Raw genomic sequence first — 17,129 nt, forward strand, 5'->3', positions numbered from 1 at the left:
GTAAATTATATGGTGATGATTCCGGTGAAAATGCTGTACAGCGCGACCGCCGCTGCGGCAATCACAATGGCAAACAAGATTTTTTCAGCGGTATTAAAGACTTTCTGATGTTGCTCGCGTTTCGCCATAATGAACAGGATGGTACCTGGCCCGTAAATAATGGCGGACAACAGCAGATATTTCATGCCACCGGCGTATAACATCAGCGCCGCGTAGAAAGTGGCGATCAATGCAAAAATCAGATCTTTTCGATGGCCTTTAGCATTGGTTTCGTAGGTTTCGCCGGTCCAGGCTAATTTCAGGCCGTAGGCGCCCACTAGCAGATAAGGAATCAACGTTAGAGAACTGGTTAATTCCAATGCCAGTTGGAAGGCATAATCAGTAAATAGTGTCAGGATTAAGAATATCTGCACAAAAATATTGGTCAGCCACACCGCAGCGGAAGGTACTGCATTACTATTTTCCGTCGCGAATATTCTTGGCATACTGTTACTTTTGGCCGCAGAAAAAAGCACTTCGGCCGCCAGCAATGACCAGGATAAATAAGCACCCAGCACGGAAATAATCAGGCCTATGCTGATAAATATTGCTCCCCAGCGTCCCACTATGGCTTCTAATACACCGGCCATGGAAGGTTGACGCAGAGCGGCTAAATCAGGTCGCAGCATCACGCCGTAAGACAGCATGGTGATCAATACCAGCAGACACAGCACGCCAATAAAGCCTAATACCGTCGCAATACCAACGTGGCTACGTTCTTTAGCGTAACGTGAATAAACGCTGGCCCCCTCAATTCCTAGGAATACAAATACCGTGACCAGCATGGTACTGCGCACCTGCGAGAAGAGAGATTCAGGCTCGGCTACCGCGGTGCTAATTGTCGCAGCCGCGTGGCCGACGTAGCCATAATCATTAAGATGAGATAAATCAGCCCCTTTAACGACATCCGGCGTTCCCCAAAAGTTCAGCGCAAAGACATCGCCTTTAAAGGCAAAAATAAGAACGATAACAAAGATAAAGATTGGGATAATTTTCGCGAAGGTGGCAATGGTATTTATCGCTGCGGCTTCTTTAACTCCGCGTAATACCAGAATATGGAAGCCCCACAAGATCACCGAGGCGACTAATACCGCAGGAATAGTATTACCGTCACCGAATATCGGGAAAAACGCACCTAGGGTAGATTTGATCAACACAAAATAAGAGACATTACCAATACAGGTACCGGCCCAAAAACCTAGGGCTGAGGCGAATCCTAGATAATCTCCAAAACCTTCTTTAGCATAAATGAATACGCCGGAATCCAGATTAGGTTTGCGCTGCGCTAACGTTTGAAAAACGAAAGCCAGCATTAACATACCGCCACCGGCGATACACCAAGCAATAATGGCGCCAAATCCACCCGTTGCTCGTCCGAATGTCGCAGGCAGGGAGAAAATACCCGCGCCAATCATCGAACCAACTACAAGAGAAGTCAGTGCGGGTAACGATAGTTTATTCGCTGATGAGTTTGCCATGATTCTCTCAATGACGTTGGATAGGTTAATAAATGTAGATTCTGTTTAGGCGATCAGCAGAATCAACCTGAACCAGTTCAGGAATAGAAATACATCTTTATCATAGTCAGATTTAAAACTATTGCGTAATACCCCGAAAGTAGACGGAATTTTTCAAAATGTAAATCATTGAAAAAATTATCACACATATTACAAATACCCAAAAGTGATCCACATCATCATTTGGGATTATTATCAATCGACGAATGACGTATCACATTAAATTTATTAGCCAATTTCACCACAGTGATCTGCTTTTCTTATAATCACCGCACATTAAATTTTAATGACAAAAAACCAGATAACTCTGCCCACTAAAAACAAATAAACCTCGCCTTGATATTAGGTATTACACCACCTAAGATTAATAGTTACACTGGTAAAACAAAATAATAAAAAACCAATAAAAACAAAAGATTAATCAAAAAACCATGGGTGATAAATTTTTGTAATCCCTCGCTTACCCCTGAGGTTTTAACGCTAAAAATGAAGTGATAACCAAACGACACTCTCAATCTTGTTATGAGTGTTTAAAAATAAAAATATCCGCCTTAAAAAACCAATATTCATAGATCTTCGATTACCAATAGGAAATGAATATAGCCAGTCAAGAATAGGATTATTCCTATAATAAATAGGGCTTTTAATTCGGAAAAAACCATACGTCAATAACACATGTTATTATCATGTTAAGTTTTATTAGTTACATTTACCCACTTATAAATAATAAATACTCATTTTCTATTCATTCCATTATCACGACATTAGCGTCGGTCAAAAGCAAATCAAATAGCATAAAACTCCGACGTAAGCGTCTAATTAAAATATATAAACTAAATAATGAAGATTTATTTTCCATAAATTCATTTTAGCCAATCTGTACAAAAAACAAACTAATTTTTAGTTATCAAGATTTACATCACCAATATTTAGTCATGAGTTATTCATTTAAACATCACTTATTTGATGGTAAAAAGTAAATTAAATTATTTTCCACCTATTTTTTATTTACAAAAAAGAAAATAAAAAACCGATAACACAGATATCGTGATGGCTTGTTAATTTTTTTACTTTTTATTTTGTATAGATTATTAGCATTTTTTAATGAATTATCTATCTTTTCACAAAGCCACCCAATCACTACACTTTTAGCCGGTCAAACCTCTATTTTTCTCTGAACTAATAACCGATATAAAGATAGCAGAGACAGAATATAATGTTATTCCGCTAGCTTCTGATATGTCATCAGTCAGTCTTATTTACAGTACGAACTTCATACTGCCAAGTTATTGTCCTACCCACAAAAAGACAGCATTAAAAATGCAAACCTGCATCGACAATGCTCGCCACATCAACCCTCACAGATCCAGCTACAGCGCCACTTCTGCACTCGTTCTAGTATGTCATTTCTGATCGTACCAACACATGAATTAAGCATGTGTGGTATGACTGCTAAGAGTCGCCTTATTAACAGAGCAGTAGATCCGATGCTGTCCCCATGTCGGTGATTATTTAACCAACAAGGAAAACAACACAGTTTCGGATTATTTAACGTGGCTGGGTTGAATGATAATAATAATGGTTTCTACATTCTGAGATTTATGATTTGAATGAGGAATATATAATTGTGTTTATCACGGCTATAAACGGGTGCTCAGTTACTCCTAGCTTGCCGTTACGAGATAAGTAGATAAAGTGCATGTTGGGCTATTGTGACCGTCAGAATCCACTACAAGGCAGATTGAGTCCTCTCAAACAAGTTTGTCAGGTTGCCAGAAGCCAGCCATAGGTTAGGAAAGCGACAAAGCAAAACGGCTCCAATAAGGAGCCGTTTTATCATCGGTCAGCCAAGGTTAACCTATAGCGTCTGAGGCATATTCTGCTTCGCGGATACCGAATATCCCGCCAGTATCGCAGCCAGTATCATAAACAGATGGCCTTCTGAATAATCTAGCAGGAATGAGTTAAAGAAATTACAGGCCATATAGCTACAGAGTAATGCCAGCAGCAAATTGCGTAACTTCGGATCCTGCTGCCAGGCCGCACGGAAACAGCACACTATCCAGGCCAGAAATATCACCAGTCCCAAAATACCTGACTGAATAGTTTCCAGCAGATATTGGTTATGCGGGTTATTGATCTTATAGCCAGTTTCCGGGTTGGAATAGAAGAAACCGCCCGCACCGTTGCCCATAATAGGCGCCTGCTTAATCAGTCGTGCAGCTTCCATAGCAAAAGCGGAACGCTGCCCCATAGAAGAGTTACAAGCCTGATATTCATCGCCGGAAGTTGATGCCATGCACGCTTTAATTTCATTAACGCCCAGCATAATACGGTCAGTTGCTCGGTTAGGAACCAGCGCGATAATAGCAAATGCGATAATACCTAAAGCCACCAGACCAAGACGTTGACGGTTTCCTAATGAGAAAAATAGCCAAGATCCTAACCCTACCACCAGCGCCACATAACCGGTACGACCCAGCACTAAAAACAGCACGCTATAGCAAGCACCGGCAACCAGAACGCCATATCCCAAACGCTTCCAACCGCTGCTTTTAAACGCCAGCATCAGCCACAATACCGCCGCTAATGCCATAAAAAAGTTTTGGGTAATTTGAAGTTTAAAAATCGTCGGATTCGCCGGATCAATAGCGCCTAACGGTACGTGCAATACGCCAACCAATAGTGACCCTGCCAGTATAACCGCGTTTGCCAACAGGAAACCGGCGCCAAATAGCTTAATCAGACGATTCTGATGCAGGAAAAATAAAGCCAGCGGTAGAACATACAGCAGCTTCTTCATTTTACCCACCATCTCAGAACCGTAATCGTTATGATGGAACAATAACGATGCCGCCAGCAGCAAGAACATCACCGCTGGTAAATAAACAATTGGGTTGGTTGCCAGCGCTTTGAATTGCAGCCTGTCGCGCTGAATAATCAAACAAATAATAATTAGAACCAACGCAATATTCACGAAAGAGGTGGCAGTTGGCAGAGCTACACCTAGCAGAAAAGCAGCAAAACCGGCCAGTAAACCGCTTAAGCGATTGGCCAAAGATATTTCCGGGGAGCGAACCTCCGGAGAATTTGATGTTGTCGTCATGGTACTCTCAATTCAGACTGGTTAAGGGGAGAATGAATGACCAATGAATTAATGATCTGAGCCGTTAAGCCAGGCATCAACCGCAATTTTCACTTCATTCACCGGAATAGCGTCCAGATAACGCTCGGTTGTCTCTGTATCAATTTCATTTGGCTGAGGAAGCGTCCGATAGTTCCCTGCCCATATCAATGTATGTGGTGCCTGCCAAGGATACCACTGTTGCAGATTACTTGGGCCAAACAGCACCACGGCTGGCGTTTGCAGAGCTGCAGCCATATGCATCGCTACCGAATCTACCCCAATAAATAGTTTTGCCTGATCAATAAATACTGCTAATTCAGGTAAATCCAACGTCCCCGCCAGATTGATAATCTTCTCAGGCTGCGCGCAGCCGCCAATAATTTCGGCAATATAATCCAACTCGGCGGAGTCTCGTCCCCCCGTCAGTAAGATCTTATGACCTTGCTGAGTCAGTGAATCGATCAATTGGCTGAAATTACTGGCAGACCATGTTTTGAATCGCCAACGGGCAGAAGGTTGAATCAGCACATAGCTATCAAGTTCATTCTGCTGGCGGATCGCAATGACGCGATCGATATTAGCCTGACTGAATGCCATCGTGACTTGAGTACTGATATTCTCAATCCCAAGTGGCTCAAGAATAGCCAGATTATTTAATACCGTATGCTGTTCTTCTGCCTGCGGAATATCCACCAATTGGGAATGACAGTAGCGCCACAGCCCATTATCCCGTTTAGGAAAACGAATACCGATACTGAATTTAGGCTGTAATAAACGACAATAAACACCGGCGCGCCATTGATCGGATAAATTGAGGATCAGATCATATCGCTGTTTTTTCAGATCGCTAAACAGCGCTTTTTCGCCACAAATTTGTGCCTTGAGGCCAGCGTGTTTTAAATTTCGATCGACGATATAAGCATGATTAACTGTGCTATTTGCCGCCAGCATCGCTTCCGTTCCGCCATAAAGCAGTACATCTATCAACGCATTCGGATAGTTTTCTCGCAGCGTATTTAACAAAGGAGTGATTAAAAGAACATCACCAAAATGCCGCAGCTTGATAACTAGGATACGTTGAACACTTTCTTTATTCCGGACAACACCGGGAAGTGTTGACGAAGATAATGAGGTTGAACGTTGCCCATCGAGGGATTGTGTCTTATTTGACGTATTCATCATGGGATGCGCCATTCTAGGCAACAAAAGATAAGGGCAATTATGCTATATCAGCCATTTACCCTATGGCAATCGTTTTTGCATATCAATATGTTAACAATCATAGTCAAAACAAATCAATATCCCCTTTTCCTGTATTCCACGGCTTTCTTTTCCACCAATATATTTATGGAATCTAGCTCACAACTCAGCAATGTTAACGTTAACATATGTGATTAACATCGCAAATGAAGAAGACGCTAGCTTCTCATGATAAAAAGTTAACGTTAACAATAGTGCCATACAAAGCCATCAGGGTACCGCTATGAAAGGCAACATACGTAACCAATATCTGATTTTGAGTGGACTGCTGTTTACCTTTTTCTTCACTTGGTCTTCAGCATTCTCTCTATTTTCCATATGGTTAAATCAAAGCGTCGGTTTAAAAGGCGCAGAAACGGGCACTACATTTTCAGCCATAGCGCTCACTGCGTTATGCGCCCAACCGCTATACGGCTTTATTCAGGACAAATTAGGGCTACGAAAAAATCTACTGTGGGCAATTGGCGGCTTATTACTTCTCAGCGGCCCCTTCTTCATCTTTCTCTATGCTCCGCTATTGCGACTCAACATGCTGGCTGGCGCAATTGTGGGTGGATTATATGTAGGAGCCACTTTCTTCGCGGGCATCGGTGCTCTGGAATCCTATACCGAACGCGTTAGCCGTATTGTTGGCTTTGAATTTGGCAAAGCACGCATGTGGGGATCTTTAGGCTGGGCCTGCGCCACTTTCTTCGCCGGAATGTTGTTTAACATTAATCCTAATATCAATTTTTGGATGGCATCCTCATCGGCGGTGGTATTTCTGCTGCTATTGCTCTGCCTGCGGGAAGTTAAAACCGATGCCCTCAATCAGTTGGAATATGGCAAATCTAGCGCATTAACCCTATCAGATGCTTTGGGGCTGCTTAGCACGCAACGTTTTTGGGCTTTGGTTGTATTTGTGATGGGCGTCAGTATTTATAACGTTTATGACCAACAATTCCCGGTCTATTTCTCTTCTCTATTTTCAGATCCGCGCCGCGGCAATGAAATGTACGGTTTTCTAAATTCACTACAGGTATTCCTGGAAGCGGGCGGCATGTTTTTAGCTCCCTTCTTGGTTAATCGCATTGGTGCCAAACAAGGTCTGCTACTAAGCGGTATGATCATGTCTCTGCGAATTATCGGTTCAGGGTTAGCTGATGACGCCGTCACCATTTCCCTGATGAAACTGCTACACGCCGTTGAACTGCCGATCCTATTGATCGCCATGTTCAAATACATCACCAGCCAGTTCGATCCACGCCTATCCGCCACTTTGTATCTGGTGGGTTTCCAATTTGTCACTCAGGTTTGCGCCAGCGTGTTGTCGCCATTGGCCGGACACAGTTATGACCTACGCGGCTTCGCTGCTACTTACATGATCATGGGCGGCATGGTGTTGGGCCTCACTCTGCTTTCCTGCTTTCTGTTACGTGCTACTCCCCGAAGCCAGCACTTACCTCTTAACTTAACAATCAAGTGAATGATTATGACAACGCAACTGGATCGCGCTAACCATGCGCTGCAACAATTAATTCCTCAGGTCGGGGACGCTTTCTACCCCAATTATCATCTGGCTCCTCCCGCAGGTTGGATGAATGATCCCAACGGACTGATTTACCACAACGGCCTTTATCACGCCTTCTACCAGCATCATCCCTATGACGAAAACTGGGGGCCCATGCACTGGGGACACGCCACCAGTACCGATATGGTGAATTGGCAACACCAGCCGATCGCTTTGACACCGGCCGATGAGTGGGATAAAGACGGCTGTTTCAGCGGCTGCGCGGTAGATGATAATGGCACGCTGACCCTAATTTATACCGGTCACGTTTGGCTCAATCAGCCGGGAGATGATGGTGCTATTCGCGAAGTACAATGTCTGGCAACCAGTCAGGATGGAATCAATTTTGAAAAACAAGGCGTTATCCTGACTCCGCCGAACGGCATCATGCATTTTCGCGATCCTAAGGTATGGAAACAAGACGGCGTTTGGTGGATGGTGATTGGTGCGCGAGATCATGTCGATTGCGGACAAGTGCTGCTATACCGCGGCGAAACGCTGCACCAATGGATTTTCCAGCAGGTTCTAGCCAAAGCGGGGACCGGCGAGGGCTACATGTGGGAATGCCCAGACTTCTTCACGCTGGGAGAAGAACAGATTTTGATGTTTTCCCCGCAAGGCATAAAAGCCGAAGGCTACCGTTTTCGTAATCTGTTCCAAAGCGGTTATTTACGCGGTTCTTGGCAGCCCGGCACGGCCTTTAAACGTGCCCAACCTTTTGTCGAGCTGGACCAAGGACACGATTTTTATGCACCGCAATCATTCACAGCCAAAGATGGTCGTCGAATTGTTATTGGATGGATGGATATGTGGGAATCCAATATGCCTTCTAAAGCGGAATATTGGGCCGGTTGCCTGACTTTACCGCGAGAATTAAGTATTAAAGATAACGGGCAGTTATGGATGCAGCCCATATTTGAGCTGGAAACGCTGCGTCGCCAGCACGTAGAGTTAGAAAGGTTGCCATTAGAAAACATCACCCGACAAATTGTCGACGAGGCCAGCGCACTGGAAATACAGTTGCGATGGAATCTCAACGATAGCAACGCCGAACGCTTCGGCCTACGTTTGGGGGGAGTTGAGGCCGCAGATGAAGGCGTATCCGTCTTTATCGACAGTCAGGCTCAACGGTTGATCCTCAATCGCCATTATCCGCAGCACCGTCTTTCCGGCTATCGCAGCGTCAAAATCCCCGCTGACAACACCTTATCATTGAGAATATTTATCGATAAATCATCAATAGAGGTGTTTGTAAATGATGGTGAAGCGAGCCTGACCAGTCGCATTTATCCAAGTAAAGGCCTACGCCAGCTTTCACTTTTTGCAGATAATGGTCAGGCCATGCTTGAGAGTGGGCAATACTGGACGCTAAAAGCAGGCTGAAAAATTTAGGATTAAACGGCTGCGGATGAATACCGCAGTCGGTTTAATTGGAAAATCAGAGAGAAGATCTTTCTAGCAGAGGACACGGAATTTTATGAATTTCGCTATCTGTTCTGCCTTGGATTAAATGCAAAGCTGCGGCACGGCCGATTTCATCATGCGGCAATTGCACTGTAGTCAGTGGAGGTAAAAATAGCCCACCGATACCGACCATGTTGTCATAACCTAGTACCCCAACTTGCTGTGGGATTTTAATGCCTTTAGCTAATAACACCTGATAAGCGAGAAAAGCGATACGATCATTGCCGCAAACCAGAATATCAAAATCTAGTTTGTCATTAGGACAGTGTGCATTTAGCAGTGTAACGACATCCGGGTAATGCTCATCCCCCCAAATCATGTGTTCCTGACGTAAATCACTTAAAGGCAGACCGGCATCCTGCCACGCTTTTTCAGCACCGGCACGACGTGCCTGAGCGGCGAGCGTATTCTCAGGCAGATAAAAACACAGGGGGCGGCGATACCCACATTCAATCAGTCGTTTTATTGCCTGATATTGACCCAAAAAATCGTCAGGAATATAGCTGGCCACATCCGAATTGTCGCTCACACAGTTAGCAAGCACTAACTTCTTATCCATTAATCGCGCTGGGATCTGGATGCTGCGTAACCCCATAGTAGTAAAAATAATACCATCTGGACGCTGGGAAAGCAGTTGATTAACGGCACGTTCACTGTCTTCCGCCGAAGTCTGGTTCACCAGAAAACTATTCCAGCCGCATTCCCGCGCCGTCAGCTCAATCGAAAGCAGCATTTCAACGGAAAATGGCGTCGTGGCCGTATCGAAAGCCAAAACTCCTAACGTCGAGGTTTTCGTAGTGTTACCTCGCATTTTCCGTGCAGAAAAATCAGGCACATAATTAAGAGCGTCGATGGCCTGCATCACTCGCTGATAGGTTTCAGGCCGCAATTGCTCCGGGTTATTAATCGCCCGAGAAACAGTCATTAATGATACCGAAGCCAATTTAGCCACATCTTTCAGCGAAGCCATAACGTCACCTAAATTATGTTGTTGTCATGATCATCCCATAATGTGCCACTCAGGGGTAGATTTCCGATGATTCTCAGTGTGTTTCTATTTTCCAACCCGATAAGTTATCAGCTTTCGGACAACCTGATATGCGAATTCTAAATCCGTCAATATGCAGTAGAGCCAAAATCAGACGCTCTCCTAAGTTAAATTTTTGCGTTATGCTGCCCGTGAAGTTAACGACTAACGGTCTAACTAACTGCTTCAGTGCTTCAGTGCTTCAGTGCTTCAGTGCTTCAGTGCTTCAGTGCTTCAGTGCTTCAGGATCTTGGCTATAGCCCACAATGTGAAATAGGAGTTTCTATGAATAACACTCATCGTCTATTACTGGCTTTGGCCTTTTCCAGCACTCTGGTAACCGCGAGTGCTCAAGCCAACAGTTTATTCGACTCGGTAAAAAATGCAGCGGACGAATACAGTAAATCGGGGGATAGCTCTTCATCATTATCTTCGCTTACTGGGCTGCTTAACGGCGGCGATAAGGCACTCAGCGCGAGTACCATGACGAATGCCGCAGGTATTTTGCAATACTGCGTTCAAAATAACGTTTTATCGGCCAATGGCACTACGGCAATTAAAGATCAGCTGATGAGTAAATTAGGCATTACCAGTACGGAAAATGCCAAAAGTCAGGACTATCAGGAAGGTCTGGGGGGATTACTGAAAACCGGCGAAGGTAAAAGTCTGGATCTCAATAATCTGGGCACTGCTCAAATCACTGAAAAAATTAAAACTAAAGCCTGTGATTTAGTACTCCAGCAAGGTAAATCATTTCTGATAAATTAATCTGGATAAATTATGAATGCAGCCTCTTCTGGCTGCATCTTTTCAGTTTTCACTTGCCTGCCCTAACCTAGTAATAGTTAATCTTAATTATTGCCGTAGCGTCAAACTGACCCAATTTTATGGCTTGCCCCGGAATGGCATTCAGGCTGGCGGTATAATTTTTAGTGACCTGATTCACATCATTCATCACGGCAAAATCAGCATAACGGTTAAATACTACCGCTTGATCAGCATCATCATAGATGGTCAATTTAGAACCATTTTGCAGATCGATGGCATTATCACCAATTAACGGATTGGTGGTTGAAAACTGAGCCTGAATAGAAAAGTTGGACAAACAGCCTTGCTTCACTGAAGTAATTGCAAAAGGCGCGCTAATCCCATTTCCCGTCGTTGATAACAGCGATTTATTAAACGAACCAAAACTAACGACCTGTGATTCCGGATATACCACTAAATCCGCACCGCAGGCAATAAAGCGCGTTGAACTTAATCCAGATAGAGAATATCTTAGATTCTTTGCTCTTGGGGTAAGGTTAAGCCCATTGGAACCATCCAACTGGAAAACCGTAAAAGTATTGGCTCCGGGATAAGTGCCGCTGGAAGGCGGATTTCCTGTCACTTTAATATATAGTCGGAAAGTCACGGTCACGGTTACGTTCTGCCCTTTAACGATAGGTGCCGTATTGGTATTTATTCCCTTACCGTTAGTTTCTAGCTCCTGACCTAAATAACTCACGCCTAACTGCAAGCCCTGACCTAATGTGTGATTCAGCGGGTTAAAATAAAACCACACTTGATCCCGGAGACTTCCCAGCACATTGTCGCAGTAAGCCGTCACCGTAATATCATTAGATTCCCAGACCTTAGTTCCAGCAGCGACATTGGATGGAATTGCCAATGCGCCAATCGGAATTGCAGGTTTAATAACCACGCCAGTACCCGCTTCTACACAATCCAGCGCATATGCCGTTGGAGCCAGTAATAAGGTAGCACTCAAAAGAACCAGCGAGCCATAGAAGCGGCGCAATTTTGCTAGAAATAAAAGGACCATTATTTATCCTCGACCATTAACGAAATGGCAATAAACATTATTTATTCTTTTCCGCAGGCTGGATCTGGCACTCAACCGATGAACAATTAAATATGCGCAACACCAAGCCGCCAAAATCATCCATATATCCCAAGCTATAATGATCTCCGCTATAGCCCGGAGTCTTCACGATTTCAGTACCGAAAGGCGCAATCATCACACTGTCAAAACCGGGAAAATTACCCCGATTATCCTGACTCAAATATCCCAGAGTGACATAATAAGGCGTCGGATTATAAATTTTCAGACTCTCACGTTGTTTAGTAAGCTGAAGTTTATCCTGCCAGGCCTCTTTATAATCAGCTTTAATCGCCGTTGGCCTATAAAAGAGTTTTACCCGGTTCTGAATAGCAATCTGGACCACATTAGCCATTTCACTTTTTGGCGGAACTTCACGCACGTTAAAATAGAATAACGTTTCACGATCCGTAGCAAGCGTGCTGGCATCAGGCAATTTCATAATACGAGCCTGACTTTTTTGCCCTGCATCAATACGTTGCATCGGCGGTAAAGCGACGAGAGGACTATCAATCTTTTTCCCTTCAGCATCTTCCAGCCAGGACTGAGCCAGATAAGGGGAGGTTTTACTCTTATTCTCAAGAATAATACTGGCCGACTTATCGCTACTATCGAAAATAATCCGTGTCCGGTCCAAATTTATTGCCGCCTGACTATTCACCGTGCCAAGCAGCATTAACGCCAGCATCACCAACATATTTTTAGGCTGAATAGCGGTCGTGCATCTCATTTTGTTTTCCAAAATCATCATCATTACTCACTTTAAATTTTGTCAGTTCTGTACTCTCTATCGCCCAATTGCCTGAGCCATTCAGGCCAATACTGACGATTAATTAATCATTGGGTTACTGGCAAGGCAGTAAAATTTTTCCGGAGTTGATACCTTTATTCTCTGGCAATGTCAGACGACACTGATTTTTCCCCCATTGCACGGTTAACTGTGCCGCATCTTCCAATCCGGCCAGATAAGCCAACCCGCTATCTCCAACTATTCCGACTTCAGCGCCGGTTTTATCTGCCACTACCGAAGAACCCAATGGCGGATAACTACCGTCGGATAAACGAATGACTGCCATCATTTGCTGACCTCTCACCACCCGAATTTTTCGGTAGCCAATTGCACCTTCGGTCAGGGTTTTCTGAATCACTGTGTTATACACCTCGATATCATCAGGCAAATTTTGCATATCAACTCGAACATCCGATTGCTGGTAACTTGTCACGCCATTGGCAACGGCCAAACCCAAACCGTTAGTTACGGTGGAATGATTATTTAGAGACACTCCAGAAATATTACCGGTATCAATCATCAGTCTGGGTTCGTTACCCGATGGATTCTGATGCGCGGCTAAGCCTTGCGCAGTCGCCGTTAATGAGCCATACCAATTGGTATTCACCGAGTTGTATTGGCTATTTTTATGGCTACCATCAATACCAAACTCACCATAGGGCGAACGGTGCTGATAACCGCCGCGAAATACGCCATCCCCCTTCTGCAATTCAGGATTTCCACCGCCAGCACTGACACGCCAGATATTTTTGGCATCCTGGCTATTAAAGTAAGAAATATTTTGGGTATAGCCGTTCGTTTTATCTCGCTGCGCGTCATAGCTAATTTGCTGTCCTGTGCCAATTGGCAAACTAAAAGAGAAGAAAATTTGGTTTTCATTTTCGTTCTTGTATTTCACTCTATTGGCAGAAACAGCCGCAGAAACACCCTGAAACGGACCAATATCCAAGAGCTTGCTGAGCGAAATTCCATAGTTATTACTGGAAACATCATTCCAATAGGTTTTATGCGTCGCGGATAAATACATTGTCACATCCGGCCATGCCAGATATTGGTTGGCCGTCAGGGTATAAGTCTGTTTGTCATTTTGTAGATAGTTATTGCCACTCAGCCGATCCAAGTACTGATTCATACTCATAAAGTTTTTTTCGGAGAAACGGTATCCAGCAAAGGTGATTTGGCTATTAGTCTGGTCAAAACGTTTGGAATAGTTGATCCGATAGCTTTCCCCACTCAGTTTTTCCTGCTCAGGTAATTGAGTGCGTGAGTGAGTCACATCAACGGATAAAGCACCAAACTCACGTAAATTCTGCCCCATTCCCACCGCAACCGCGGTGTAATCCTGTGACGTAGCAATCAGGCCACCATATAGTGATATATCGTCGAAGGCTCCCCAAGAAAATTCCCCGTTAAAGAAAATCGGATCGCTCACCGCATTATTATTGCCATACATTGGCCGCCCCAAAGCGGTCTTATAACGCACTGAACCCTTACGAGTTAAAAATGGCACGCTGGCAGCGCTGACCTGAAAAGAAGTGTTATGCCCATCCTCTTCTTCTACCCTCACATCAATATTTCCTTGCACCGTTTCACTGATGTCTTGAATAACAAACGGGCCGGGAGCAACGTTAGTCTGATACAGGGTTCTGCCATTTTGGCTCAAAATGACACGCGCATTGGTACGAGCAATTCCCATAACTTGCGGCGCATAGCCACGCAGCGTAGGCGGCAACATCCGCTCATCAGTAGCGAGGGAAGCCCCCAAAAAACGAAAAGAATCAAAAATACTGGAACTCAGGTAAGTCTGCCCACCGACAAATTTGGCACCTATCGAGGAAATAGCACGAAAAGCATAAACCTGAGACCAGTCAAAATTACTGTAATGCGTACCTTCATTGTCACTATTAATATATTGATAGTCGGCCCTAATACGCCACGGTCCCATATTGGCCCCTGCGGTGCCGTAGCTGCTGATGTTTGTCGTACTCTTCCCTGAATTAGGCGCGTAATAGTTCCCAAACAGGTTGTAATCCAACAAAGCGCCAGGTACGCCATCATCCCATTGAGATGGCGGAACCCAGTTCGGATCGCTGTAAGCTAGCCAGGCTTGCGGAATAGAAATAATCAAATGCTGCTTTTCTTTATCGTAACTTTCCGTTATTTCTTGCTTATCATCGATAGAAACGCATCGACCGTTATCCCATAACCCCATTGAATTACGCACTGCTGGAGCAAGACCGAAAGAATTGACCAATTCAGGCGTTAAACAAACCTTACTTGACTTCCCTTCATCCATAGGCAAATAGGTAATAAGAGATGAATCAGGTAATAACCTGCCATTGACCAGAATATCCAGAAGATAATCCCCTGGTGGCGTATAGTCATTAACTTCAAAGCGGGAAAGATCAATATTATTACGGTCTTGAGCGTCAATAATATTGGTATTAAATTCTACCGCCATAGTATGTTCAGGCAGGAATAAACCTATGCCTGCCAACGATAATATTGGCATCATTCGAAAGATCATTGCTTTTCTTTTAGAATCACTTTGCATAAATAAATCACTGTCTTATGGCGTATAAATAATTATTTATATCGATTGAGAGCGTTTCTTTTTTGGCACAAATGAGCAAAGGGGAGTTTCCTCCCCTTAAATCGACGCGATAAAAAGGGAGATTATTTATAGTTCAGTGCGTAGGTAGCCTGAGAAACAATAGTACCGGCTTTCACCGCAGTACCAGTCGCTTCAACGCGAGCTGCAAAAGCAATTTGGTTAATACCGGAGATCAGATTGATATCAGCGCTGGTATCGCCAACTTTTAGCAATGCACCATTCGCATCGATCAGGCGGATACCCGCGCCAGTCGCGCTACCGGTGTTAGCCAGCAAAGCTGCAGCAGAGGCATCAGAAACCCCACCGAAGGTCACGCTAACTTTAGACATTGCCGGATAAGTTACTGAACCAGCCGTTTGCTCACTTAGATCGCAATCTTGCAAATCGATGTTATAGCTAACGTTCTCGGAATGTTTATTGCCGGTTTCCAGCACCTTATTTGATACCTGTCCCAGATCGACATTAATATCGGTAGAGTTTGGCGCAATCGAACAAGGAGCATTAATTACTGTACCAGTAAAATGGATACGTCCATTACCTTCATCAGCAGCAAATACCTGTGAAATAAACGCAGAAGAAATTAACGCTGTAGCCAATACACTTTTCTTGAAGTTAGACATAATAAAGACCTTTAATTAGACAATATTTTTATACAGATACGATGGCACGATGAATTCAAACTCTTATCTGAAAACACCATGATTGAATACCCATTAATAATTAAAAAAGAAAACAAAATAATTATTAAAAGGCACAAAATTCCTGAAAAGACAGAATAGCAAAAACGATAATATTATTTATAGGTAGATAAAAAGATGAGAATTAGGACGATATCCCTCTCATGACTTTGTTTATGTCTACACTATATTTCATAATTTACAGATTTTACTAAATACGCTGAATTATCAGTTTTCCTTAAATTTCACCCCGAACAACAAGAATGAACTATACGCGATCTTTTTATCTAGTAAATGGTGATTTTACCGATTAAAAGATCGTTTTAATTAAATTAATTGGGCATTTATCCTGCCATATACGGATAAAGGCAGTGCTTCGTATCCATAAAGCAAAGATTGTCATACTTAAGTGCTAAATGTTTTTAATTTAATAGCGATATATCTTATTTGACCAAAAACAATAAAAAGGAAATAACGGATGATAATAAATGAAACATCCTACATCTGCTATATGAATTTTCTCATCACGCTGTAGGAAAATTCATTTTCGGGAAAAAATCAATCCAATAGCTATTATTCTAAGTTCAAAAAATAGCAAAATAGTAAAGAAGGAAATTAAAATTCTTCGTGAGCCATCTTTCTCACCTCTACCAATATGGAGTATCAACCATGCACACAAAAAATAAATCCGACTTAAGGTAAATTTAAATTATTTTGCTCTTTTAATTGGCTCAAAATCAGCTAAAAACATGACAATAACAAAGAAGCAGCCTTAGAAACCACCATACCTCTCTACTACTATTTTTTGAGCTATTTATCCGGGCTTCATCACGCCGTGCCCGGGCATCAGCCAATGACACTTCAGGGTATTTCCCCAGCGCCAGCATCTTCTCTTTGCCACCGAAACGATAACGCAGCCGCCAGTATTTAGAACCGTTAGGGTGAACCAGCAATACCATTCTTTCGCCATCTGTAAGCTTATAAGCTTTTGCTTCAGGCTTGGCTGCACGAACCCTTCACCTCACTCAGAGCCATATTGAGTATCCTTTCAAGGGTTCTGCGTGGGGATAAACATTATCGAACCGGGATATACCCGCAGATGTACCTGTAAGTATCCCAGCTTTAGTTCCACACACTTTTTGAGATTTCCGGTTTCTCAGCCATCAGCCGATATTCTTCCGGCGTC

General features: G+C 43.5%; 11 protein-coding genes and 1 pseudogene. 3 read left to right on the top strand and 9 right to left on the bottom strand.

Going from position 1 to position 17,129, the window contains the following annotated elements; translation table 11 throughout:
* Positions 1-5 precede the first annotated feature (5 nt).
* The 3 genes from AD970_RS11775 to rfaQ form a co-directional block, all read right to left on the bottom strand.
* A complete protein-coding gene (locus AD970_RS11775) occupies positions 6-1,517 on the bottom strand; it encodes an amino acid permease (protein ID WP_049599070.1) in 1,512 nt (503 codons plus the stop codon).
* 1,897 nt (positions 1,518-3,414) lie between these two features.
* On the bottom strand, positions 3,415-4,662 hold the full coding sequence (locus tag AD970_RS11780; protein WP_049599073.1) for an O-antigen ligase family protein: 1,248 nt from the start codon (positions 4,660-4,662) through the stop codon (positions 3,415-3,417).
* Between the two features lie 48 nt (positions 4,663-4,710).
* Positions 4,711-5,865 carry a putative lipopolysaccharide heptosyltransferase III gene (gene rfaQ, locus AD970_RS11785; RefSeq protein ID WP_049599077.1) on the bottom strand — a complete coding sequence of 385 codons (1,155 nt, stop codon included), beginning with the start codon at positions 5,863-5,865 and terminating at the stop codon, positions 4,711-4,713.
* Positions 5,866-6,166: 301 nt separating this feature from the next.
* Between rfaQ and AD970_RS11790 the strand changes: the two genes are divergently transcribed.
* A complete protein-coding gene (locus AD970_RS11790) occupies positions 6,167-7,408 on the top strand; it encodes an MFS transporter (RefSeq protein ID WP_049599078.1) in 1,242 nt (413 codons plus the stop codon).
* Between the two features lie 3 nt (positions 7,409-7,411).
* Positions 7,412-8,875, top strand: coding sequence for a glycoside hydrolase family 32 protein (locus AD970_RS11795; RefSeq protein ID WP_209429079.1), 1,464 nt, complete (start codon positions 7,412-7,414; stop codon positions 8,873-8,875).
* 55 nt (positions 8,876-8,930) lie between these two features.
* On the opposite strand, the gene AD970_RS11800 is transcribed toward AD970_RS11795, so the two are convergent.
* Positions 8,931-9,926, bottom strand: coding sequence for a LacI family DNA-binding transcriptional regulator (locus tag AD970_RS11800; RefSeq protein ID WP_049599081.1), 996 nt, complete (start codon positions 9,924-9,926; stop codon positions 8,931-8,933).
* A 342-nt stretch (positions 9,927-10,268) separates the two neighbouring features.
* On the opposite strand from AD970_RS11800, the gene AD970_RS11805 reads away from it, so the two are divergent.
* Entirely contained in the window at positions 10,269-10,751 is a 483-nt protein-coding gene (locus AD970_RS11805; protein ID WP_049599085.1) for a DUF2501 domain-containing protein, read from the top strand.
* 67 nt (positions 10,752-10,818) lie between these two features.
* On the opposite strand, the gene AD970_RS11810 is transcribed toward AD970_RS11805, so the two are convergent.
* The 5 genes and pseudogenes from AD970_RS11810 to AD970_RS18910 all read right to left on the bottom strand — a co-directional run.
* A complete protein-coding gene (locus AD970_RS11810; RefSeq protein WP_049599088.1) occupies positions 10,819-11,805 on the bottom strand; it encodes a fimbrial protein in 987 nt (328 codons plus the stop codon).
* Positions 11,806-11,842: 37 nt separating this feature from the next.
* The gene (locus tag AD970_RS11815) at positions 11,843-12,559 is read right to left on the bottom strand and encodes a fimbrial biogenesis chaperone (RefSeq protein WP_235786931.1); all 717 of its coding nucleotides are present in this window, start codon (positions 12,557-12,559) and stop codon (positions 11,843-11,845) included.
* Positions 12,560-12,707: 148 nt separating this feature from the next.
* A complete protein-coding gene (locus AD970_RS11820; protein ID WP_235786930.1) occupies positions 12,708-15,167 on the bottom strand; it encodes a fimbria/pilus outer membrane usher protein in 2,460 nt (819 codons plus the stop codon).
* A gap of 161 nt (positions 15,168-15,328) precedes the next feature.
* On the bottom strand, positions 15,329-15,886 hold the full coding sequence (locus tag AD970_RS11825) for a fimbrial protein (RefSeq protein WP_049599093.1): 558 nt from the start codon (positions 15,884-15,886) through the stop codon (positions 15,329-15,331).
* A gap of 875 nt (positions 15,887-16,761) precedes the next feature.
* Positions 16,762-16,978 (bottom strand): annotated as a pseudogene (locus AD970_RS18910) (Arm DNA-binding domain-containing protein); the annotation flags it as partial.
* Positions 16,979-17,129 lie beyond the last annotated feature (151 nt).

It is taken from the genome of Yersinia nurmii (assembly GCF_001112925.1).
GTDB classification, from domain to species: Bacteria; Pseudomonadota; Gammaproteobacteria; order Enterobacterales; family Enterobacteriaceae; genus Yersinia; species Yersinia nurmii.